Raw genomic sequence first — 21630 nt, forward strand, 5'->3', positions numbered from 1 at the left:
TGCGACGTCAAAAGCGCCGCGCGATCACGATCCGGTTGCTGTTGACGCCCTTCACATTATTGGCGACGCCCCAGCAGTTGCTGGTTTTCGTGAAACTTTGCTCGTTGACGAGCACGCCCAATCGCTCAAAGGGAAGATCGTCGAGCGCGCGCCAGACCAGTTGTTCGAGCGGCAGCGCCCCGCCTCTGACCTCGCCAACCTCGTAAGCCACGTGACCGCCCGACTTCACGACTCGCGCCAATTCTTGGAAAACGTCGCGAGTCATCGCGCGCCAGTCTTCCGGCGCGCGAAGCTGCGAGAGGCGGATGCTCTCGACGTCGATTCCCGCAAACCAGTTGCGCAGCCAATTGTCGCCGCGATAGTCGACGACGTCGAGAAAAGGCGGCGACGTGACGACGAGATCGACTGTCGCATCGGCGATGTGCTCCAAACGGGCGGCGTCCGCCACGACGAGTTGCGCATCGCAGGCGGTCGGCGCGTCCTCCGCCAGAAGCGCGCGCGATTTCTTGAAAATCAGCTCGGCGATGTCGCGCTGGGGCGGCGATTGCGCGCGACGCGCATTGATCTTCAGTTGCGCTTTAACAGACACAGCCTGGTTCGGCGGCATCGTATAGACGGAAAAGAACCCCGGCGAGTGACCGGTCAATCGATTGAGCGCCACCATGCGGATCCAGCTGTCCACGGCGTCGAGCAGGCCATCATTTGCGCGGATCAGCAGATAACGGCGCAGCGCGCATATCTGCCGCAGCGTCTCAGCGTGGTAAAATGCGAGAAGGTCGTCGCGTTCGACGTCGCCGCGTCCCCAGGGCGCGGCCGCGAGCCGCGCCTCGATATCGCAAAGCGCAGGAGGCCGCAGCCGCGGGCGCGTCAGCAGCAGCGACAAAGGATTGGCGTCGGAGCCGATGGGCGTCCGCCCCATCAGCGCCGCCTGCAGGATGGTCGTGCCGCGCCCCATGAACGGATCGCAGACGACGTCCCCCGGCTGCGTCAGCCGATCGATGAAAAAGGCCGGGAGCTGTGGCTTGAAACAGGCGCGATAGCTGATCTCGTGCAGCGGATGCGCGCGCCTTTGCCCGGCGGTCCAAAAGGCGTTGATGTAGTAAGGAACGCCATCAGCGACAACGGCCCGAGTCGCCGCGCCGAATTCCGCGGACCAACGCAGGTCGTGAAAAAATTCCGTTTCCGCGAGTTTTTGAACTGCGCCCATGCCTCAGTCGCGCTGACGATCGGCGAGGCTTGGCAATGACTTGATCCTCGCTCCGGCCGCGCGGCGCGCGAGCGAAAGCTCATATTGCGTCTGCAGCTCCAGCCAATCTTCGGGCTGGACGCCAAACCAGTGTCCGAGTCGCAGCGCCGTATCGGCGGTGACGCCCCGCTGGCCATTGATAATGGCGGTGACCCGATTGACCGGCACGTCGATATCACGCGCCAGATCCGACGCCGTCAGACCGAGGTCCTGCAGATGACGGGCAAGAATTTCGCCAGGATGCGACATCCCATTCTCCATCGACGCCAGTTTGGATTTTGACGGGCGCGCGCGAACGCTCTCGCGTCGCAGATGCGTCTGCCGACGAGCATTTGCTGGCGCTTCCTGCCGAACGCCGATCAAAAATCTTCTGGTGAGCTCTTCATGGTAGCGGCCCATGCTCCGCCCCCGCCGAATATTGTTTTCGTAAACCATATTATCTGGTCCGTAAACTCGGCTGAGGTGACTTAAGCGCTTTCGCCCTCGATCCAATTGGCGCGCGTCTCGGCGATGAAGTCGGCGAGGCGCCCAGCGCCGATGGCTGCGCGCAGGCCCGCCATCAGCTCCTGATAATAGGCGACATTGGCCTGCGTCAGCAGCATCATCCCGAGGATTTCCCCCGCTTTGACGAGGTGATGCAGATAGGCGCGCGAATAGTCGCGCGCGGCGGGGCAGGATGACTGCGCGTCGAGCGGCCGCGGATCGTCGGCGTGGCGCGCATTGCGCAACGTCACCCGTCCGTGGCGCGTATAGGCGAGGCCGTGGCGACCGGCGCGAGTCGGCATCACACAATCAAACATGTCGATTCCCCGCGCGACGGCCTCAACGATGTCATCCGGCGCGCCCACGCCCATCAGATAACGAGGTTTTGATTCGGGCAAATGCGGGGCGGTCGTCTCGAGCATGTCGAGCATCACTTCCTGAGGTTCGCCGACGGCCAGACCGCCGACCGCGATCCCATGGAAATCCATACCGGCGAGCGCTTGGGCGCTTTCGATCCGAAGCCGCTTCGATTCGCCGCCTTGCACAATGCCGAACACCGCCCTGCCCGGGCGTTCGCAAAACGCCTTACGTGAACGCTCGGCCCAACGCAGCGAAAGACGCATGGCGCGTTCGGCCTCGCTTTCGGAACATGGCAGGCGAACGCATTCGTCAAGCTGCATCTGAATGTCCGACCCGAGCAGATCCTGAATCTCCATCGAACGCTCGGGCGAAAGATGATGGCGCGAACCGTCGATATGCGACTGAAAGGTCACGCCGCTTTCATCGAGCTTGCGCAGCTTCGCAAGCGACATCACCTGAAAGCCGCCGGAATCCGTCAAGATCGGATAGGGCCAGCGCATGAATTCATGCAGTCCGCCCAGCCGCGCGATCCGCTCTGCGCCCGGTCGCAGCATGAGATGATAGACATTGCCGAGCAGAACGTCGGCGCCCGCGGCGCGCACGTCTTCGACGAACATCGCTTTCACCGTCGCGGCGGTGCCGACCGGCATGAAGGCGGGCGTACGGATTGTTCCGCGCGGCGTAACGATTTCGCCTTGACGCGCGAGGTCGTCGGTCGCGAGAACGGAAAAGGAAAAACCCTGCGTCACTTGTTGTCCTTCGCGCCGAGTACGGCGAGCTTCACGATGCGATAGCGACCGCTGTCGCTTTCATTGAACCACACGGAGAACTCCGACCCGACCTTTATCGTCGCCTCGCGCAAGTCGGTTCTCCAGCTCTCGCCACAACCAAAGTCGATTCGTCCGTCGCGCCGCAGGATAAATGGACGCACGCTATCGCCGTCGAGCGCAAACGCGCCGAAAAGATCCCATGTCGAAATGATTCGCGCGCCGTCGATCCGCGCGTCAATGGTCATCGGCGCCTCTCGCGGATCGTCGCGCCAGAGCGCGAGGACGCGCATGTCGCGAGGCTCGCTCATGTTTCGGAACGCTGCAGCAGACACGCGTCGCCGTAGGAATAAAAGCGATAGCCGCTTTCGATGGCATGCGCATAGGCGGCCTTCATGCGCTCGAGGCCGGCAAACGCCGCGACCAGCATGAACAGCGTCGAACGCGGGAGATGGAAATTGGTGAGCAGCATGTCGACGGCGCGAAAACGATAGCCGGGCGTAATGAAGATCCGCGTGCGCGCGGCATAAGGCGCAAGCCTTCCGGCGTCGTCCGCCGCGCTTTCCAGCACGCGCAGCGCGGTCGTGCCGACCGCGACGATGCGTCCGCCTCCCGCTCGCACATTGTTCAGCGCCTGCGCCGTTTCAGCGTCAAGCCGCGCGAACTCCTCATGCATCCTGTGCAGGTCCGTGTCCTCCGCCTTCACGGGAAGAAAGGTGCCGGCCCCCACATGTAGCGTCACCCGATGAAGACGAACGCCGCGCGCTTCGATCGCTGCGAGCAGCTGCGGCGTGAAGTGGAGGCCGGCGGTCGGCGCGGCGACGGCGCCCGCTTCGCGCGCGAAGATCGTCTGATAGTCACTTTCGTCGCGCGCGTCGGCCGAACGCTTGCCGGCGATATAGGGCGGCAGCGGCATGACGCCCGCCTGCTCTATCGCCATATCGAGAACGGGTCCGTTAAGCTCGAAAGCAAGTGTGATCTCTCCTTCGTCGCCTTTCGCTTCGACGCGAGCGTCGATCGCGCCCCCATGGCCCATGAAGCATATGCGATCGCCGATCGCGAGCTTCTTGGCCGGGCGCATCAGCGCGCGCCAGCGGGAAGCGTCCAGCCGTTCGATCAGCGTCGCTTCGACATTGGCGCTCAACGCGCCGCGACAGCGCCGACCCGACAACCGCGCGTGAATGACTCGCGAGTCGTTGACGACCAGCGCGTCTCCCGGACGAAGGTAATCCGGTAGATCCCGAACAATCCTGTCATGGAAGGATCCGTTGGCGGGAACGACGAGCAGGCGCGCGCCGTCGCGGGGATCGGCGGGCCGAAGAGCGATTCTGTCTTGCGGGAGGTTGAAGTCGAAGAGGTCGACGCGCATAAGGAGCTTGCAAAAACCATAAGCTCCGTCAGGTCAAGCGAGAACGGTCGGCGGCGCCGTTTGCGGATCAACCGGCGCCGCCGAGAGAGCTTATTGGTATGAGCCGACGCGCCGGCGACGCTCGTCGAATCGGAACTCCGGAGCGTTCCGCAGATCGTCGCGAGTCGTGTTCACAACCGCTTCGACGTCGCCATCTTCGTTCCGGGAAACGACCATTGATGACGGGTCAATCGCGATATGGCGCTCGCCAATGCCGAGGAATCCGCCGACGCTGACGATGACCGCGCGCAAATTCCTGTTATTGTCGAAGATGACGTCCTCGATCTCGCCGATGTCGTCATTCTGCAGATTGCGGACATCGCTGCCGATCAGCTGCGACATGCGCATGTCGCTAGGTCCAAGCCTATAGAAGATTACGCGGGCGGAGCCGAGCTGCTCCAGTTCGCGCATTTCAGCTGCGGATCGCGCTCTCGTCGTCTGCCGATCCATGCCCGTGCGATCCATGTTGCGATCCATGCCCGGCTGGCTGTCCTGACCGCGCATCCGCTCGCGCGCGGCGCTGCCTCGCCAGGTCGGCGCGGCGTCGTCATCACTGCCCATCTCGCGCCAGCCGCTGCGAGATGTCGTATCCTCCGCATCCTTGGCTGCTTGGCCCGGCTTCTCCGGCTGAGTGCTGCGAGACTGAGTCTGATTCTTGGTCGAGTTCGCGCCAGTGCGATCGCGTCCTGCATTCGCTGTCACGCTGGCGGAAAGCGCGATCGCCGCTACTGTAGCGATCAACAACTTGAGCGATTTCATCGGATACTCTCCACTGTTCCGCTCGCCCGTCTCGGCGAACGATACTTTGCAACCAGCGTCTGGAGAGATAGTTCCGAATCCTGCGCCCAACTCAGGTCTTTACTGCACATGCGCCCAAGGCCGGGGCGCATGCTTGACCAAAGGCTCGACCTGTCGCGTCAGTCGATCAACCCAACGTCGCCTTGACGATCTTGTCGGGATCTTTCACCGGTTCGCCGCGCTTGATCTTATCGACATTCTCCATGCCGGAGACCACTTCGCCCCAAACCGTATATTTGTTGTCGAGGAAGCGCGCATCATCGAAGCAGATGAAAAACTGCGAATTGGCGCTGTCGGGGCTTTGCGCGCGGGCCATCGAGCATGTTCCGCGCACATGCGGCGTGCTGTTAAACTCGGCCTTGAGGTCGGGATATTGCGATCCGCCGGTGCCCGTGCCGCGTGGGCAGCCCGTCTGAGCCATGAAGCCGTCAATCACGCGATGAAAGACGATGCCGTCGTAGAATCCTTCCGAGACGAGCTTCTTGATATGCGCGACATGATTGGGCGCGAGGTCTGAACGAAATTTGATGACGACTGGTCCCTTCGTCGTCTCAAGCGTCATGGTGTCGGCGGCTTCGGTCATTCTGGTTCCCTCTCCACTTGTCTGAAAGCCGGTCCTTCCGCATTGCAGCCGGGCATGGCCCGGCTGTTTGCGGAGGGGCGGCTTACGTTATGCCCAACAAGCGCGGGCATAACGCATATGAATCTCAGCTCTCGTCGCCAGCGACGCGCATCTTGATGATCTTGTCCGGATTCTCGACCATGCCGTTATTGGACTTTGAACCTTTCTTGATCTTGTCGACGACGTCCATGCCGGAGACCACCTCGCCGAAAACGGTGTATTTGCCGTTGAGCTGCGGCGCGTCTGCATAGACGATGAAGAACTGCGAATTGCCGGAATTGACGTCGCCGCCTTCGCGCGCCATTCCAACTGTGCCGCGCTTGAACGGCGTATCCGTAAACTCGGCCTTCAGATCCGTATAGCGCGAACCTTGCATTCCGGTGCCGGTTGGATCGCCAGCTTGCGCCATAAAGCCGTCGATGACGCGATGGAATACAATGCCGTCGTAAAAATGTTCCTTGGCCAACTTCTCGATGCGCTCGACGTGCTTGGGCGCGAGATCAGGCCGCAGCTTGATGGTGACGCGGCCATCCTTCGTGTCGAGATAAAGGAGATGATCGTCTGCCGCTCTAGCGGGCGCGGCGCTGAGCGCGGCGACGGCCGCGGCGGCAAGAAGCAGACGGCGGGTGAGTTTCATGAAGCCTCCCTATGTATTGCCGCGCCTTTTTATGGCGCGTTTGAGTGCGGCGACGGAGACGGCCGGCGCAAAGGCCGACACATCGCCGCCAAGCGCCGCGATCTGACGCACGAAGGTTCCGCTGACGTGGCGTAGCCTTGGCGAAGCAGGCATGAAAACCGTGTGAATGTCGGGCGCGAGCGTCCCATTCATCCCCGCCATCTGCATCTCATAGTCGAAGTCGGCGCAATCGCGCAAACCGCGGAGAATGGCGCAGGCGCCGTGCTGGCGCGCCGCCTCGACGACAAGTCCGTCAAAGCCCGCGACCGCGAAGCCGCAAGACGCGCCCAAGCCGGCGCAGGCCTCGCGAATGACCGCCGCGCGCTCGTCGAAAGAGAGCCACGGCTCCTTGCCGTGGTGCACGCCGATCGCAACGACGATCCTGTCGAAGAGCGCCCCGCCCTGCGCCATCACGTCGAGATGGCCAAAGGTCAACGGGTCGAACGTGCCGGGGTAGAGGGCCGTCCGCGCGGTCGTTACGGGGGCATCTGTCATGGCGAGGGGTATAGGAGATTTTGCGCGGTTCCGCGAGACGGCGAGCGCTTCGCCGCCACAAACTGCCGCTCGCTGGCGACGATTGCGCGGAAGTCGCGCCCTGGCGCTGCTTTTCGGACACGCCTACACTCGCGAGTTGCGAGCGGAGCGCTACAATAGAGGAGCGCTACAATAGATCAGTCGCATCCGGCATGAGTGGCCGGATCTACGAAGGAGACTCCAGCATGGGACTTTTGGATTTTCTGACCGGAAAAGGCAAACCGGGGCCCGCCCCAGACGCGCTCAAGAAAACGGCTGCGGCTACCCCTAATGAGCCCGCAGCGGCAGGGTCGTCCGCGACAGAGACCTTCTACGTCGTGAAGCCAGGCGACACGCTGTGGAAGATCGCCGAAGAGCATTACGGCGCCGGCAAGGGCGCCAAATATATGGAGATCTTCGAGGCCAATCGGCCGATGCTGACGGATCCCGACAAAATCCAACCGGGTCAACGCCTGCGCATCCCAGCCGCACAGACGGGTCCCTCGGCGGGGGGCGAGTGGAAGCCGCCAAGCGAAATCGCCAGCAAATAGGCTGACAGCTTCGCTTCTTGGCAGAGCAGATCCCCCGGACAGGCGCCATATGCGCTAGGGCCGAATTAGACCTTCGTCGCGTCGAAGGCGGGGACCGCACGCGCAAATTCCTTAAGCCACGAGACGAGATGCTGGTGGTCCTCTCGCCACGCGCCAGAGAAACGCAAATCAAGATAGCCAAGCGCACAGGCGACCGCGATATGGCCGATGTCGACCGAACCGGTCGGGGGGGCGGCGTCGAGCGCGCCGAGCGCCCGATCGATTTTGCCTTGCTGAAGCGCGATCGCCTCATCGTAGCGTAAGGCTTCCGGGCGATTGAACGTTTCGTAGCGGATCAAGAGCGCGGCGTCGTTGATCCCGTCGCCGAGCGCTTGCATCCGCAAGGCCCCGAAGCGAGCTGTCGACTCGCGGGGAATGATCCGCCCGGCGCCGGCGAGTTGATCCAGATATTCGGCGATGACGCGACTGTCATAGAGCGCTGAGCCGTCCTCCAAAATGAGGGTCGGGATTTTGCCGAGCGGGTTCTGGAGACGCAGACTGTCCGCGGGATCGGCCGCATCGGCGGCGGCGATTTCGATCCTTTCCGACAAGCCGAGCAATTCGGCGGCGATTCGGATCTTCCTGGCGTAGGGCGAAGCGGGAGAATAACGCAAGATGAGCATGGCCGCTCCTATCATCCATGCAGGAAACCGACAACGGCTCTGTAGCGCGCCCGTGAACCTTTGCGGCCTCCGCCAGATGGACTTGATAAGCGCGCATAGTGGGCCAGATGTCGAAAGATCGACATGCATGACCGCGCAGCAATTTGAGTCCTGCGAGCAGGGAGAGATTAAGATGGAACGACGCACATTCATTACGTCGCTGCTCGCCGGCCTTGGCGCGACTGTCGTCGTGTCGCAAGTGCAGGCGCTTCCTGGGCTGGCGCCGCAAGATGGGGTGACTCCCGCGCGGCCCGAGCCCGCCGTCGCCACGCCTGAAGACATGGCGAACGCAACGATCGAGAAAAGCTGGTGGCGCCGCCGTCGATACTGGCGGCGCGCTCGGCGTCGTCGTTGGCGCCGCCGCTGGTGAGCGCGACAATACGCTCCTGAGTTCGAATTACTTCCAGGGCCGGCAAAGTCGGCCTTGGAAGATCGGCTCATTCGCCTGCGAGCCACTCAATCTCGCAGCCAGCGCCTTCGCCTTGCGCCATCCGTGCAGCGAGGAAGGCAAGAAGCGTGCGCGCTTCTTCTTCGAACACGAATGGCGGATTGACGACCGCCATTCCGCAGCTGCGCAACCCCTCACCGTCTCCGCCAATGCTCAGTGAAAGCTGCAGGATGCGCCGTATGCCGCTCTCCCTCATTCTGCTTTGGAATTTTCGAACGTCCCGATCGCTCTTTGCGGGATGCCACAAGGCGTAAATTCCAGAATTCCACTTTGCATATGATTTATTGAAGGCGTCAAAAGCGGCCTCGAACTCGTCCTCGCGCTCGAAAGGCGGATCAATCAGCGCGATCCCGCGCCGCTCCTTCGGCGGAACATAAGCGCCAAGCCCCAAATAGCCGTCGATATGGATCGCCTTAATGCGCTCGTCGCGCGCGAACCGGCGACGCAGCGCGGCGAAGGCGTCGGGCCTCAGCTCGCAGAAAATCGCGCGGTCCTGCGGGCGCATCAATTTCTGCGCGATCGACGGCGAACCTGGATAGAGCGCGGGCTTTCCCTCGTGATCGCGCGGCCCGAGACAATCAATGTAGGGGGCAAGCAGCGCGCGAACTTCCGCACTCGCGCCGGAGAGATCGCCGAGACGTCCAACGCCGCCGCGCCACTCGAGCGTGCGCTCCGCCGCCTCCGCTGAAAGATCATAGGCGCCCTCTCCTGCGTGCGTATCGATCACGCGAAACGGCGTCTCCTTGCGCCTCAGATAGACCAAGAGGCGCACAAGCAGCGCATGTTTAAAGACGTCGGCGAAATTGCCGGCGTGAAACCCGTGGCGATAGTTCATATGTGCTACAGCGGCGCGGGCGCGCTGATTTCTCGAACGTGGCAACCGCGCTGCGCAACGGCGGGACAGGCGCGAAACTCGTGCAGGTCCTTGGACAGGCAGATGCGCACGCCGTCCATGACGCCCCGCCGGCACGACACCGCCATCATGCCGGGCCGCAGCCGTGGATTGGCTTCGTAGAAGGCGCGCTCGACGTCGATCGGCGTAAAGGTCTGGTCGCGGGTCGGCTTGACGAAAAGCGGCGGGATGGCCACGGCGGCGTGGGCGCGCGCCACGTCAGCGAAATAGTCGCTCGGGCTTTTGCCGCTGCAGACTCCATGCTTGCGCCACTCGTAACGCGCCAGCCGCTCGTCGGGAAACAAGCCTGCCGCTTTTTCGAGCGCGACGCGCGATGGGGAAGGCGCGCCCGGACATTCGCTCGGGACGCCGCTTTCATATTGCGGCCAGAGCCCGTGAACGACGAAGCCGAGTCCCTTTCCCGGCTCGCATTGGTCGCGCGCGCCCTCGACGCTTTCGCAGAACCCGGGCGACCAGCTGAGCGCCAGCACGTAGAAGTCGAAGTCACGCGCCGCGCCCGACCGCGAGGCCGCGCGATTGGCGCAATCCTCCCCCGTGCAGTCGCCTTCCTTCGCGATAGCGCCGAAAAATCCGCCCGACGCCACCGCGCCGACCAGCAGCGCCCATGCGGCGCAACGAACGAAAACTCTTCTCATCTCAAACGACTCTGCAAATAAGCCGCTAAGGTCCGGCGGCTCGACAATTGGGACTGAAGGCATGATTGCGGTCGAGCCCGACGACGCACCATGTCACGCCAGGTCCCGCGCCGATAAAGCCCAAGGATTCTCCGATATTGTAGACCACCTCGCGTCTCACGCCGTCGTTAAAAAGCGCCAATGCGCGACAATAGCGACGGGGAATATAGCTCAGGCCGTTGTTGCGGGCGCCGATGTCCTCGACGCCGTCAAAGGCCACAATGACCAGAGGCGAGTTCCAGAACCAGGCTTCCCTTGCAGCAAAACCCTTGACGACTTCGTTGAGAATCGTCGGATCGATGCAGTAGGGCGTCAGTCCTGAGTAAGGCAGAATTCGAAATTCCGCCGGCGGGTTTTCCTCGCGCGCAGGCTGAGCGGCCGCCGTGGCGGCGGCAAGCGTCAAAAGCGCGGTCGCGGCGGCTCGCGTCCAAACTCCGCCAGACCCCCGGTTACGGCGCCGCATCTCGCTTCTCCTAAATCCCGCTCAGTCGCTGACGATTGACGCCAAAACCGCTCCAGGCGTCAAGGCTATGCGCCCCACAATTAAGTGAAGAATTGCAACGAGGATGCCAAAGCGTTCGGGACGCGCTATAATGGCGTCCATGTCTAGGAGCGTACAGACCCTGCGCCGTGTTATGGCGCTCTTTCTTGGCGCCTTGTTGACGAGCGCGACGCCCGGCGCGTCCTTCGCGCAGGACCCCTTTACGGAATTCTTTGGCGGCATCTTCGACGGCCATCCGCAGCGTGGCTGGGGGCCTCGCGGCGAGCCAAGGGTGCGGCGGATCATGCCGCACCGCGAGAATCGCGCCCCGACATACTGGCACGGCCAGACGGATAATCCGCGACGCGCGGCGAAGCGTACGGACGGCGCCGCCCCCGACCAGGCTCAGAACACGGCCGTTACCCAGCCGACGTTCGTTGTCGCGACGATCGGCGACACTCTGGGACTGCTTCTCGCAAACGGCCTGAAAGACGGGTTTTCGGATCGCCCAGACGTCGCCATCCTTCGAAAAGGTCGGGAAAGCAGCGGTCTCGTGCGCGAAGACTTCTACGATTGGCCCAAGGCGGCGAAAGAGATCGCCGCGGACCCGAAGAAGATCAATGTCGCCGTCGTCATGCTCGGCAGCAATGACCGTCAAGCGATCCAGCAGGGCCAAGAGTCAATCGAGCCGCTGTCGCCGCGATGGCGCGAACTCTACGCAGCGCGGGTCGATGCGGTGATTGCGGCATTCAAGGAAAAGAATATTCCGGTCATTTGGGTCGGTCTGCCGGTCATGAAGAACGAGCGGCTATCCGCCGACATGGCGCAGCTCAATGAAATCTTCAAGGCGCGCGCGGCGCACGCCAATATTCCCTATGTCGATCTCTGGGACGCGATGACCGACGAACATGGGCAGTACAGCGCTTTCGGGCCGGACATCAACGGCCAGATCGTGAAGCTGCGCTCCGCGGACGGCGTGCACTTCACCGACGCCGGCGCGCGCAGCGTCGCCCATTTCGTCGAAGGCGAGATCAAGAAATATTACGACGCCTCTCGCCAGCAGGCGCCACTCGCTGGCGCGCCGGCGACGCCCCAGCCTGAGGCGGCGGGCGCGACTCCGCCCCAGCAACCCGTGGCGGCGGCCCCAGCGGACGGTCAGCCGATCGTATTCCGCTCGCCCGTCGGCGGGCCGTCTACGGCGCCGAGCTTGCCCGAACGACCTGCCGTCGGCCCGACGCAGCAACTGACGGGCGCCGGCGCGGCGACAGAGCTCGCCAGGAGAACCCCGGGCGGCAAAGCGGCGGACGCAGGCTCGCCCGCGCAGGCGCTCGCGCGACATGTTTTCGTCGAGGGCGGCGACCAGAATCCGCGCAGCAATCGCGCCGACGACTACAGCTGGCACCCGGCGGCGAACGCTCCTTCTCAGCCGCGCTGACGATTTGTGCGTTCGCGCACGGAACGCTTTTCGGTGGTTTTGCATTCTCTCTGCACGACAGAGAGAGATTGTGGAGCCGCCGTCATGTCCCGCCGTGAATTCAACGCCAGCCGCTTTCTGAAGGTCGCCGCCGTCGCCGCTTTTGCGGGACTTTCGTCTTCCGCCGTCTACGCGCAGGACAACTCCTTCATGGCGCTGTTTGAACCGTCGGCGGGCGCGCAGGAGATGACCGCGTCCTACTACGACGCGCGTGAGCAGCAAGCCTATTACGGCGGTCAGGATCAGCAGGCCAATTACGCCGCGCAGGACCCGCAGGCCTATTACGGGGATCAAGAAGACGCGCGGCTCGCGCGCGAATATCCGACCACGACGCGCGAGATCGTGCAGGACCCGACCAATGAGCGTCCCGGCACCATCACCGTCGACACCAACAACCGCTATCTCTATCTGTCGCTGCCGAACGGACAGGCCGTGCGCTACGGCGTCGGCGTCGGCCGCCAGGGCTTCACTTGGAAAGGCCGGACGCACATCGGCCGCAAGGAAGCCTGGCCGGATTGGACGCCTCCGGCGGCGATGTTGAAGCGCCGTCCCGATCTGCCGCGCCACATGACTGGCGGCGAGGACAACCCGCTGGGGGCGCGCGCGATGTATCTTTTCTCGGGCAATCGCGACACGATGTTCCGCATCCACGGCTCGAACGAGCCCTGGACGATTGGACAGGCGGTTTCGTCTGGCTGCATCCGCATGCTGAACAACGACGTGACCGATCTCTTCAGCCGCGTGAAGGTGGGCGCCACGGTCGTCGTGCTGTAAGCCGGCTCTCGGTCAAACGAAAGGCCCCGGTTTGCCGGGGCCTTTTCTTTTGCGCGCTATTCGAGCGAGCAAGTGAACACGAGATTGGTGAGCGCCGAAAAGATCAATTGGATGAAGAGCCAAACGCCGATCAGCGACCAGGCGAGCTTATATTTCCCGCGGCCATAGAAGAAGGCCCCCAAGAGCGGCACGATGAGAAGGTAAAACTGCCAGGGCGTGCTGACGAAGGTATCACAATACCACAGATTAAGCTTTTCACTGTCCATTTACTCTCACCTTGGCAGATTGGTTTCGCCCATCAGGAATTCGTCCACTGAGTGGGCGCATTGGCGTCCCTCGCGAATTGCCCAGACGACGAGCGACTGTCCGCGCCGCATGTCTCCGCAGACGAAGATCTTCTCTCGAGACGCCCGATAGGCGCGCGTGTCCGCCGCGACATTGCCGCGCGAATCGAGATCAACCCCGAGCGTTTCGAGCAGGCCTTCGCGCACCGGCGACACAAAGCCCATCGCGAGAAGCACGAGATCGGCCTTGAGCCTGAAGTCGCTCCCGGGCTCCTCCTGCATTTTGCCGTCGACGCGCACGCAACGCAGCGCCTTCACCGCGCCTTCCGCGCCTTCGAATTCGCGCGTCAGCACCGAAAATTCGCGCGACGAACCTTCATCGTGTGAGGAGGACGTGCGCAGCTTCAGCGGCCAGTCGGGCCAGGTCAGCAGCTTGTTTTCCTTCTCGGGGGGAAGCGGCATGATTTCGAGCTGGGTGACCGAAAGCGCCCCCTGGCGCACCGAGGTGCCGATGCAGTCCGAGCCGGTATCGCCGCCGCCGATGACCACGACATGTTTGCCGGTGGCGAGGATCGGCTCGTTGGTTGAGAGCGGCTCGCCAGAGACCCGGCGATTTTGCTGCGGCAGAAAATCCATCGCGAAGTGAACCCCGCGCAATTCGCGGCCGGGGATCGACAGATCGCGCGGCTGTTCGGCGCCGCCGGCGAGGACAACGGCGTCATGGCCTGCGACCAGATCGGCGGCGGACAGATCGACGCCGACATGAACGCCGCAGTGAAACACCGTCCCTTCCGCCTCCATCTGCTGAACGCGACGGTCGATGAGGTGCTTCTCCATCTTGAAGTCGGGAATGCCGTAGCGCAGCAGGCCGCCGGCCTTTGCCTGCTTCTCGTAGACATGCACGTCATGGCCGGCGCGCGCCAGCTGCTGCGCCGCCGCAAGTCCTGCCGGGCCGGAGCCGACGACGGCGATCTTCTTGCCTGTTTTGCGCTTGGGCGGCTCGGGAACCACCCAGCCCTGCTCGAAGCCACGATCGATGATCGCGCATTCGATGGTCTTGATAGTGACCGGCTGGTCTTGGAGGTTCAGCGTGCAGGACGCTTCGCAGGGCGCCGGGCAGATGCGGCCCGTGAACTCCGGGAAGTTGTTGGTGGAATGGAGATTGACGAGCGCGCGCCGCCACTCGCCATGGTACACGAGGTCATTCCAGTCGGGAATCTGATTATTGACCGGACAGCCGTTGTGGCAAAATGGAATGCCGCAATCCATGCAGCGCGAGGCCTGGCTGCGCGTGGTCTCGTCCGACAACGGAATGACGAATTCGCGATAATGGCGAATGCGGTCGGCCGCCGGTTTATATTTACGGTCATGCCGGTCGATCTCTAGAAACCCGGTCACCTTACCCATCTTATCGCGCACCTCTCGGGCCGCGCGTCGCGGCCGCAACGGCATATCTCATCGGCGCGGCAGTCTCGCGCGGAAATGCTTTCCCTAGCGCCCTGAGCTGCCGCAATCTTGGATGTTTTCTAAACGCTTTCGAGGGGTCGCCGTCAAGCCGCGAAGCTACGGCCTTATGAGCTGACCGTCGCCCAGCATGCGCTATCGAGTGCTGGGGCTCATGCCGCGCGCCGCCGGCGCGATGCGGCGAGACTGATCCTCCTTGACGAGGGTGTGCAGCAATTTCACCTGCCGCTGAGCCTTCGCCTCGTAAAGCGCTTCGTCGGCCACCGCGAGAAGCGCCTCGGCGTCCGCCCCATGTTCCGGCACCAGCGCTATGCCGACGCTGACTCCGATCGTCGCTTGAACGCCGTCGCCGAGGTCATACGGCGCTGATATGGAATTCGTCAGCCGGTGACTCAGCTCCGCCGCCTGCTCGCTCGTCAAACTCCTGGCGAGCACCACGAATTCATCGCCGCCAATCCGCGCCGCCACGTCGGTCGCGCGCAAAGACTGGCGGAGCCGCTCCGCCACCGATTTGAGCAGCCTGTCTCCGGCGGCGTGTCCGTACGTGTCGTTGACCGCTTTGAAGTTGTCGAGATCAAGAAAAAGGACGGCCAAATCGCCGCCGTGCGTCGGCGCGTCATTCAGATTCGCGTCGACGGCGGCGGCGAGTCCGACGCGGTTCGACAGGCCGGTGAGCGCATCATGCTTGGCGCGATGGTCGTTCGCGCGTTCGGCCTGCATCGTCGCAATGAGCATTTTGTTCAGGCTGTAGGCGGCCGCGATCATGGCGGCGAGATAGAACGGAATCTGAAGAAACACGAGATATAGCAACGGCTCCCCAGAGAGGGCCGCGCCCGGCAGAAACGGGCCGAGGCTCGTCAGGATCATTGCGCCGGCGAGACGCGGCGCGCCAAAATTGCGAAATCCGATGCCGCCGACCATGGCGGTCCCAGACAGACAAGCGAGCGTCGCGGACACCCAGTCGCCGCTCGCGAGGCTTATAAAAGCGCCGTAGCCGACGCCGCTGCTCCAGAAAAGCTGAAGCAGGAGATAGACATCGGTCGGCGTCTGGCGATGCGCGAGGGCGTCGCGGCGCGAGACGCTCAGTACGATCAGACGCACGACTCCGAGCACGATTTCAAAGACGAACCAAGCGACGAAAGGGAGCGTCTGTTCGCGCGCCGCAATCGCTCCCGACACGATAATCGTATTGATGACGCCGCCAAAGAAGACGGGCAGGGTTCCGAACAACCCGCCAATCAACGCCATTTGGATGTCGCGACTCGCGCCATGCCCCGGGTTCACAAGCCAGCGCATCGCGGGCCAGCGCGGCAAGCTGTAAACTCTAGAGTCCTCTCGCATCAGGCTTCCTGGCCGCCGTCAAGGAAAAACCGCCGAGTTTAAAGCAGGTTAGCCCGACTCCCTCTCTTTAACAATCACCGCCGACAAAGGCAAAGGCTAAGGCTACGTTCAAGCATGCCGCTCGTCAGTAGCCCAAATCACTCGCCCGCAGCTTTAAGCTGCTGCGGCTGCTTTTTGCGCGCGTTGAGTTCATTGAGCGCGCGCCGATACTCGACCGGCATCACCTTCCGGAACTTGCCCATGTAATTTGGCCAATCCGCCAGAATGTCGCGCGCCCGCGTCGAGCCGGTGTAGCGCAGGTGATTGGCGATCAGCTGCCGAAGCCGCTCGGCGTCAAAGCGCGTCATGTCGCTCATCACGTCGACTCGGCCATGGCCCTCCAGATCGCCGGACTGGTGATAGGTCTCGGTCATGACGGCCTCCTCGTCGCGCACCGGCTCGAGGTCGACCATCGCCAGATTGCAACGCGTCGAGAACGCGTCATCCTCGTCCAAAACATAGGCGATGCCGCCCGACATGCCGGCCGCGAAGTTGCGCCCGGTCTGTCCAAGGACCACGACGACGCCGCCTGTCATATATTCGCAGCCATGATCGCCAACGCCCTCGACGACGGCGAGCGCGCCAGAATTTCTCACGGCGAAGCGCTCGCCGGCGACGCCGCGGAAATAGCATTCGCCGGCGATGGCGCCATAGAGAACGGTGTTGCCGACAATGATCGAATTTGAGGGATCGATCTGCGCGGCGTCGCGCGAGGGATAGATGATCAGCTTGCCGCCCGAGAGCCCCTTGCCCACATAATCGTTGGCTTCGCCTTCCAGACGCAGCGTCACGCCGCGCGCGACGAACGCCCCAAAGCTCTGGCCCGCCGTGCCCGTCGCGCGAATGTCGATCGTGTCCTCGGGCAGTCCCGCATGGCCATAGATGCGCGCGACCTCGCCGGACAGCATCGCGCCCGTGGCGCGATCGACGTTGCGGATCGGCGTTTCAATGGAAACCTTCGCGCCGCGATCGAGCGCCGCGCGCGCCTCGGCGATGAGCTTGTTGTCGAGGACCTTATCCAGGCCGTGATCCTGCGTCTTGCTGTGACGGATCGCGCCGCCTTCTCCCTGCGGCTTGAAAAACAGCTTGGAGAAATCGAGACCGCGCGCCTTCCAGTGCGCAATCGCCTTCTCCTTATCGAGCATTTGCATCTGCCCAATCATTTCGTCGAAGTTGCGATACCCCATGGAGGCCATGAGTTCGCGCGCCTCTTCGGCGACGAAGAAGAAGAAGTTGATCACGTGTTCCGGCAAGCCGACGAAGCGCTTGCGCAGAACGGGGTCCTGAGTCGCCACGCCGACCGGGCACGTGTTGAGATGGCACTTGCGCATCATGATGCAGCCCGCCGCGATGAGCGGCGCCGTCGCGAAGCCGAACTCGTCGGCGCCGAGCAGCGCGCCAATCACGACGTCGCGGCCGGTGCGCAAGCCGCCGTCGACCTGCACGGCGATGCGCGAACGCAGATTGTTCAGCACGAGCGTCTGATGCGTTTCGGCGAGCCCGATTTCCCACGGCGACCCCGCGTGCTTGATCGACGTCAGCGGGGAAGCGCCGGTGCCGCCCTCGAAACCGGAGATCGTCACATGATCGGCGCGGCCCTTGGAGACGCCGGCGGCGACCGTGCCGACGCCGACTTCCGAAACGAGCTTCACCGACACGGCGGCGCGCGGATTGGCGTTCTTCAAGTCGAAGATGAGCTGCGCCAAATCCTCGATCGAATAGATGTCATGATGCGGCGGCGGCGAGATCAGGCCGACGCCGGGCGTCGAATGGCGCACCTTGGCGATGACTGCGTCGACCTTGTCGCCGGGCAGCTGGCCGCCTTCGCCGGGTTTCGCGCCCTGCGCCATCTTGATCTGGATCATGTCGGCGTTGACGAGATATTCCGTCGTCACGCCGAAGCGGCCGGACGCCACCTGCTTGATGGCGCTGCGCATCGAATCGCCGTTCGGCAGCGGCTTGAATCGATCCGCCTCCTCGCCGCCCTCGCCGGTGTTCGATCTGCCGCCGATGCGATTCATGGCGATGGCGAGCGTCGTATGCGCTTCGCGCGAGATGGAGCCAAACGACATGGCGCCCGTCGAGAAGCGCTTGACGATCTCGTTTGCGGGCTCGACCTCTTCGAGCGGAATCGGCTTCCGACCGTCCTCCTCGGCGCCTTTGACGCGGAACAGACCGCGCAGATTGAGTAGCTTCTCGTCCTGCTCATTCAGCAGTTTAGCGAAAGCGCGATATTTGTCCTGCGCATTGCCGCGCACCGCATGCTGCAGCAGCGACACGGTTTGCGGCGTCCAGCTGTGCGCTTCGCCTCTGATGCGGTAGGCGTAATCGCCGCCGACGTCGAGCGCCTCCTTGTAGACGGGCGCGTCGCTGAACGCGAGGCGGTGGCGACGCACGGTCTCGCGCGCGATTTCTTCGAGCCCGACGCCTTCGATGCGCGTCGTCGTGCCGGTGAAGAATTCGTCGATAAAGCTTTGCGCAAGACCGACGGCGTCGAAGATCTGCGCGCCGCAATACGACTGATACGTGGAGATGCCCATCTTGGACATCACCTTGAGAATACCCTTGTCGACCGCCTTGATGAAGCGCTTGACGGCGGTCGGACCGTCGACGTCGGAGGGAAACTCCTCAGCGGAGGCGATGAGCGTCTCAAAGGCGAGATAAGGGTTGATCGCCTCGGCGCCGTAGCCCGCGAGGCAGCAGAAATGATGCACCTCGCGCGCCTCGCCGGTCTCGAGGACGAGTCCGACGGAGGTGCGCAATCCCCTGCGGATCAGGTGATGATGCACCGCCGCGGTCGCGAGCAGCGCCGGGATGGGAATGCGGTCCGGACCGACCATGCGGTCCGAGAGGATAATGATGTTGTAGCGGCCGCTGACCGCCTCCTCGGCGCGTTGACATAGCCGCTTGATCGCCGCGTGCATGCCTTCGGCGCCCTTTGCGGCGTCGTAAGTCACGTCGATCGTCTTGGTGTCGAAACTATCCTCGACCGTGCCGATCCAGCGGATCTTTTCGAGATCCTCGCTCGTCAGGATCGGCTGGCGCACTTCGAGGCGCTTTGTGTTCGCCGAGCCTTCGTGGTCGAGGATGTTGGGCCGCGGCCCGATGAAGGACACAAGGCTCATGACCAGCTCTTCGCGGATCGGATCGATCGGCGGATTGGTCACCTGCGCGAAGTTCTGCTTGAAATAGGTGTAGAGCAGCTTCTCCTTGTCGGAGAGCGCCGACACGGGCGTGTCCGTGCCCATGGAGCCGATCGCCTCCTGGCCGGTGACGGCCATCGGGAAAAGCAACAGATCGAGATCTTCCTGCGTGTAGCCGAAGGCCTGCTGACGGTCGAGCATCGACACGTCCCATCGCGCAGGACGCGTTTCGACGGGCTTCAAATCCTCGAGCTGAATTTGCGTGCGCGCCAGCCACTCCTTGTAAGGATGAGAGTTTGACAGCGCCTTCTTGATCTCGTCGTCGGAAATGATGCGTCCCTGCTCCAGATCGACTAGCAGCATCTTGCCGGGCTGGAGTCGCCACTTGGTCACGATCTTCTCTTCGGGAATCGGCAACACGCCCATTTCCGAAGCCATGACGACGAGACCGTCGTCGGTGACGAGATAGCGCGCAGGCCGCAGCCCGTTGCGATCGAGCGTCGCGCCGATCTGGAGTCCGTCGGTGAAGGCCATGGCGGCGGGACCGTCCCACGGCTCCATGAGCGCCGCGTGATGCTCGTAGAAAGCCTTGCGGTCGGCGTCCATCAGCGGATTGCCGGCCCACGCCTCCGGAATCAGCATCATCACCGCATGCGCGAGCGAATAGCCGCCGCGCACAAGGAATTCGAGCGCATTGTCGAAACAGGCGGTGTCGGATTGGCCCTCATAGGAGATCGGCCACAGCTTGCTGATCCCGTCGCCAAACAGCGGCGAGGAGACTGACGCCTGGCGCGCCGCCATCCAGTTCAGATTGCCGCGCAGCGTGTTGATTTCGCCGTTATGCGCGACGAAGCGATAGGGATGCGCAAGCCGCCAGGAGGGGAAGGTGTTCGTCGCGAAGCGCTGATGCACAAGCGCCAGCGCCGAAATAAAACGCTCGTCCTTGAGATCGAGGAAATATTCGCCGAGCTGCGAGACGAGCACCATGCCCTTGTAGACGATGGTGCGCGACGAAACCGAAACGGCGTAAAACTCCCGTCCGCCGTTGCCGAGCCGGTAAATTTCGTTCGAGGCCGCTTTGCGCGCAAGATAGATGCGCCGCTCAAAGATGTCGGCGTCAGCGACGTTCGGCCCCCGCCCGATGAAGATTTGCGTGTGATGCGGCTCGACGGCCTTTACCGCCTCGCCGAGATCGCTCGAATCGACGGGCAGATCGCGCCAGCCGAGAACGACGAGCCCCTCTTCTTCGATCGACTTATCGATGATGCCGCGCGCGCATGCGCGCGTTTCTGGATCGCGCGGCAGGAAAAACTGCCCGATGGCGTAATCGCCGGCGGCGGGAAGCTCTATGCCGAGCTTCGCGCATTCCGCTTTGAAGAACTCATGGGGGATCTGAAGCAGGATGCCGCAGCCGTCGCCGAGCTTGGGATCAGCGCCGACGGCGCCCCGGTGATCGAGATTGAGCAATATCTGCAAGCCCATCTCGACGATGGCGTGCGACTTCTCGTTGCGCATGTTGGCGACGAAGCCCACCCCGCAGGAATCGTGCTCCTTGGCGGGGTCATAAAGCCCTTGCGCCTGCGGAAGAGCGGGGTCGCGGCCGAGCGGCTGCGGTCCGGCTTCAGCGAAGTGCTCGGCGGCTTTCGTCATTTCGGCGTCTCCTCGACAGGACAGCGCGCCTTTTCCTGCGCCCCTCCCGCCCGCTCATCGAACCACAAAACTGTCATAGGCGTGACCGAAATCGTCACAGCCGACTCTCGCATTCCCCGCACGCAGATTCGCAACGTCGGTTGCGAATCCCTCGTCCTCGTCGCGACAGGCGCAAGGCAAGGGAGCCCACCCGTGCGAGTCCTCTCATTTACGTTGGCCGCGGCGCGTGTCGAGCGGCGACCATAAAATGAAACGAGCTTCCAAGAGCGCGCGCCGCCTTAAGGTCAGCAAGGCTGACATATCTGCGGGCTAACTTAGTGCCAGATTTGCGTTGAAGTGACAAGCAATCGCTTGGGCTTTCGGCGCTCGCCGGTCCAACGCTCGCCGCAATGTTGTCAGAGCATCCGCGCCGCCGAGAGGGCTGGACAGGGAAGAAACAATGCGGTCATTCAAGGGGAAAGCGGTTTTGCCGTTTGCGTTGGCGCTGGCGGCAAGCGCCGCCGTTCCGCAGCACGCCTGCGCGCAGTTTTTCTTTCGGCCGTTCGCCTACAGCTACCGCCAGCAAATTCCCCCAGAAGAGCCAGGTTTCGCGTCCCGACGGGCCGTCGCCTCGATTCTTGGACGAGAGGGCTATCGACTGGTTGGGCCGCTCGGCCGTCGCGGCGAACAGATCGTCGCCACCGGCGTCAGTCGCCGGGAAGGCGACATGCGCTTCATCATCGACCCCTATGAGGGCCGCATCTTGCGCGCGGTGAGACTCGGACCTCCCCCGATGTATGACCGGGGACCGCGCTACGGCGGCGATTACGGTCCAGCTGGC

At 63.0% G+C, this 21630-nt stretch carries 20 protein-coding genes and 1 pseudogene; 4 read left to right on the forward strand and 17 right to left on the reverse strand.

Translation table 11 applies throughout. The annotated features are described in order from the left end of the window. Positions 1-7 precede the first annotated feature (7 nt). The 9 genes from EHO51_RS08270 to coaD form a co-directional block, all read right to left on the reverse strand. Positions 8-1207 (reverse strand): DNA methyltransferase, encoded by a 1200-nt coding sequence (locus EHO51_RS08270; protein ID WP_124738485.1) that lies wholly within the window; start codon positions 1205-1207, stop codon positions 8-10. A gap of 3 nt (positions 1208-1210) precedes the next feature. Continuing rightward, positions 1211-1495, reverse strand: a complete 285-nt coding sequence (locus tag EHO51_RS08275) for a HigA family addiction module antitoxin (protein ID WP_245434835.1) — start codon at positions 1493-1495, stop codon at positions 1211-1213. 218 nt (positions 1496-1713) lie between these two features. Continuing rightward, the gene (gene tgt / locus EHO51_RS08280) at positions 1714-2838 is read right to left on the reverse strand and encodes a tRNA guanosine(34) transglycosylase Tgt (RefSeq protein WP_124738486.1); all 1125 of its coding nucleotides are present in this window, start codon (positions 2836-2838) and stop codon (positions 1714-1716) included. Beyond that, on the reverse strand, positions 2835-3167 hold the full coding sequence (locus EHO51_RS08285) for a hypothetical protein (protein WP_124738487.1): 333 nt from the start codon (positions 3165-3167) through the stop codon (positions 2835-2837). The genes tgt and EHO51_RS08285 overlap by 4 nt, the downstream gene beginning before the upstream one ends. Next, a complete protein-coding gene (queA, locus tag EHO51_RS08290; protein WP_124738488.1) occupies positions 3164-4225 on the reverse strand; it encodes a tRNA preQ1(34) S-adenosylmethionine ribosyltransferase-isomerase QueA in 1062 nt (353 codons plus the stop codon). The genes EHO51_RS08285 and queA overlap by 4 nt, the downstream gene beginning before the upstream one ends. Before the next feature lie 90 nt (positions 4226-4315). Continuing rightward, positions 4316-5023, reverse strand: a complete 708-nt coding sequence (locus tag EHO51_RS08295) for a PRC-barrel domain-containing protein (RefSeq protein WP_124738489.1) — start codon at positions 5021-5023, stop codon at positions 4316-4318. A gap of 166 nt (positions 5024-5189) precedes the next feature. Then, the gene (locus EHO51_RS08300) at positions 5190-5645 is read right to left on the reverse strand and encodes a peptidylprolyl isomerase (RefSeq protein WP_018408601.1); all 456 of its coding nucleotides are present in this window, start codon (positions 5643-5645) and stop codon (positions 5190-5192) included. Positions 5646-5769: 124 nt separating this feature from the next. Beyond that, positions 5770-6321 (reverse strand): peptidylprolyl isomerase, encoded by a 552-nt coding sequence (locus EHO51_RS08305; RefSeq protein ID WP_124738490.1) that lies wholly within the window; start codon positions 6319-6321, stop codon positions 5770-5772. 9 nt (positions 6322-6330) lie between these two features. Next, positions 6331-6855: a pantetheine-phosphate adenylyltransferase gene (gene coaD / locus EHO51_RS08310; RefSeq protein WP_124738491.1), complete on the reverse strand. Its 525-nt coding sequence runs from the start codon at positions 6853-6855 to the stop codon at positions 6331-6333. 347 nt (positions 6856-7202) lie between these two features. Between coaD and EHO51_RS20845 the strand changes: the two are divergent. Then, positions 7203-7424: pseudogene (locus EHO51_RS20845) on the forward strand (LysM peptidoglycan-binding domain-containing protein); the annotation flags it as partial. A 65-nt stretch (positions 7425-7489) separates the two neighbouring features. Here the strand turns inward: EHO51_RS20845 and EHO51_RS08320 are convergent. Further along, the gene (locus EHO51_RS08320) at positions 7490-8086 is read right to left on the reverse strand and encodes a glutathione S-transferase family protein (RefSeq protein WP_124738493.1); all 597 of its coding nucleotides are present in this window, start codon (positions 8084-8086) and stop codon (positions 7490-7492) included. A 172-nt stretch (positions 8087-8258) separates the two neighbouring features. Here EHO51_RS08320 and EHO51_RS08325 point away from each other — a divergent pair, with 172 nt between their 5' ends. Then, on the forward strand, positions 8259-8495 hold the full coding sequence (locus EHO51_RS08325) for a hypothetical protein (protein WP_124738494.1): 237 nt from the start codon (positions 8259-8261) through the stop codon (positions 8493-8495). A gap of 67 nt (positions 8496-8562) precedes the next feature. Here the strand turns inward: EHO51_RS08325 and EHO51_RS08330 are convergent, their stop codons facing one another. From EHO51_RS08330 to EHO51_RS08340, 3 genes are read right to left on the reverse strand one after another with little or no spacing between them, the layout of a single operon-like run. Next, positions 8563-9408: a 23S rRNA (adenine(2030)-N(6))-methyltransferase RlmJ gene (locus EHO51_RS08330; RefSeq protein ID WP_124738495.1), complete on the reverse strand. Its 846-nt coding sequence runs from the start codon at positions 9406-9408 to the stop codon at positions 8563-8565. A 5-nt stretch (positions 9409-9413) separates the two neighbouring features. Next, positions 9414-10121, reverse strand: a complete 708-nt coding sequence (locus EHO51_RS08335; protein ID WP_124738496.1) for a ribonuclease T2 family protein — start codon at positions 10119-10121, stop codon at positions 9414-9416. A 25-nt stretch (positions 10122-10146) separates the two neighbouring features. Continuing rightward, positions 10147-10623 (reverse strand): hypothetical protein, encoded by a 477-nt coding sequence (locus tag EHO51_RS08340; RefSeq protein ID WP_124738497.1) that lies wholly within the window; start codon positions 10621-10623, stop codon positions 10147-10149. A 139-nt stretch (positions 10624-10762) separates the two neighbouring features. On the opposite strand from EHO51_RS08340, the gene EHO51_RS08345 reads away from it, so the two are divergent. Both EHO51_RS08345 and EHO51_RS08350 read left to right on the forward strand, forming a co-directional pair. After that, positions 10763-12076, forward strand: coding sequence for an SGNH/GDSL hydrolase family protein (locus EHO51_RS08345; protein WP_124738498.1), 1314 nt, complete (start codon positions 10763-10765; stop codon positions 12074-12076). 84 nt (positions 12077-12160) lie between these two features. After that, on the forward strand, positions 12161-12889 hold the full coding sequence (locus tag EHO51_RS08350) for a L,D-transpeptidase (protein WP_124738499.1): 729 nt from the start codon (positions 12161-12163) through the stop codon (positions 12887-12889). A gap of 56 nt (positions 12890-12945) precedes the next feature. Here EHO51_RS08350 and EHO51_RS08355 read toward each other — a convergent pair whose 3' ends face one another. The 4 genes from EHO51_RS08355 to gltB all read right to left on the reverse strand — a co-directional run bounded on the left by EHO51_RS08355 (position 12946) and on the right by gltB (position 20810). After that, positions 12946-13155 carry a hypothetical protein gene (locus tag EHO51_RS08355; protein ID WP_124738500.1) on the reverse strand — a complete coding sequence of 70 codons (210 nt, stop codon included), beginning with the start codon at positions 13153-13155 and terminating at the stop codon, positions 12946-12948. 6 nt (positions 13156-13161) lie between these two features. After that, positions 13162-14580, reverse strand: a complete 1419-nt coding sequence (locus EHO51_RS08360) for a glutamate synthase subunit beta (RefSeq protein ID WP_124738501.1) — start codon at positions 14578-14580, stop codon at positions 13162-13164. A 192-nt stretch (positions 14581-14772) separates the two neighbouring features. Beyond that, a complete protein-coding gene (locus EHO51_RS08365) occupies positions 14773-15978 on the reverse strand; it encodes a GGDEF domain-containing protein (RefSeq protein ID WP_124738502.1) in 1206 nt (401 codons plus the stop codon). A 137-nt stretch (positions 15979-16115) separates the two neighbouring features. Beyond that, positions 16116-20810 carry a glutamate synthase large subunit gene (gene gltB, locus EHO51_RS08370; RefSeq protein WP_124738503.1) on the reverse strand — a complete coding sequence of 1565 codons (4695 nt, stop codon included), beginning with the start codon at positions 20808-20810 and terminating at the stop codon, positions 16116-16118. Positions 20811-21630: the final 820 nt, after the last annotated feature.

Source organism: Methylocystis rosea, assembly GCF_003855495.1.
Lineage (GTDB): Bacteria > Pseudomonadota > Alphaproteobacteria > Rhizobiales > Beijerinckiaceae > Methylocystis > Methylocystis rosea_A.

Coding starts and splice junctions, on each gene's coding strand:
- coaD (WP_124738491.1), bottom strand. CDS start 6,855: ATGACAGATGCCCCCGTAACGACCGCGCGGACGGCCCTCTACCCCGGC.
- EHO51_RS08325 (WP_124738494.1), top strand. CDS start 8,259: ATGGAACGACGCACATTCATTACGTCGCTGCTCGCCGGCCTTGGCGCG.
- EHO51_RS08275 (WP_245434835.1), bottom strand. CDS start 1,495: ATGTCGCATCCTGGCGAAATTCTTGCCCGTCATCTGCAGGACCTCGGT.
- EHO51_RS08340 (WP_124738497.1), bottom strand. CDS start 10,623: ATGCGGCGCCGTAACCGGGGGTCTGGCGGAGTTTGGACGCGAGCCGCC.
- EHO51_RS08320 (WP_124738493.1), bottom strand. CDS start 8,086: ATGCTCATCTTGCGTTATTCTCCCGCTTCGCCCTACGCCAGGAAGATC.
- EHO51_RS08355 (WP_124738500.1), bottom strand. CDS start 13,155: ATGGACAGTGAAAAGCTTAATCTGTGGTATTGTGATACCTTCGTCAGC.
- EHO51_RS08350 (WP_124738499.1), top strand. CDS start 12,161: ATGTCCCGCCGTGAATTCAACGCCAGCCGCTTTCTGAAGGTCGCCGCC.
- EHO51_RS08295 (WP_124738489.1), bottom strand. CDS start 5,023: ATGAAATCGCTCAAGTTGTTGATCGCTACAGTAGCGGCGATCGCGCTT.
- EHO51_RS08300 (WP_018408601.1), bottom strand. CDS start 5,645: ATGACCGAAGCCGCCGACACCATGACGCTTGAGACGACGAAGGGACCA.
- EHO51_RS08365 (WP_124738502.1), bottom strand. CDS start 15,978: ATGCGAGAGGACTCTAGAGTTTACAGCTTGCCGCGCTGGCCCGCGATG.
- EHO51_RS08335 (WP_124738496.1), bottom strand. CDS start 10,121: ATGAGAAGAGTTTTCGTTCGTTGCGCCGCATGGGCGCTGCTGGTCGGC.
- EHO51_RS08305 (WP_124738490.1), bottom strand. CDS start 6,321: ATGAAACTCACCCGCCGTCTGCTTCTTGCCGCCGCGGCCGTCGCCGCG.
- EHO51_RS08285 (WP_124738487.1), bottom strand. CDS start 3,167: ATGAGCGAGCCTCGCGACATGCGCGTCCTCGCGCTCTGGCGCGACGAT.
- EHO51_RS08345 (WP_124738498.1), top strand. CDS start 10,763: ATGTCTAGGAGCGTACAGACCCTGCGCCGTGTTATGGCGCTCTTTCTT.
- EHO51_RS08270 (WP_124738485.1), bottom strand. CDS start 1,207: ATGGGCGCAGTTCAAAAACTCGCGGAAACGGAATTTTTTCACGACCTG.
- EHO51_RS08330 (WP_124738495.1), bottom strand. CDS start 9,408: ATGAACTATCGCCACGGGTTTCACGCCGGCAATTTCGCCGACGTCTTT.
- gltB (WP_124738503.1), bottom strand. CDS start 20,810: ATGACGAAAGCCGCCGAGCACTTCGCTGAAGCCGGACCGCAGCCGCTC.
- EHO51_RS08360 (WP_124738501.1), bottom strand. CDS start 14,580: ATGGGTAAGGTGACCGGGTTTCTAGAGATCGACCGGCATGACCGTAAA.
- queA (WP_124738488.1), bottom strand. CDS start 4,225: ATGCGCGTCGACCTCTTCGACTTCAACCTCCCGCAAGACAGAATCGCT.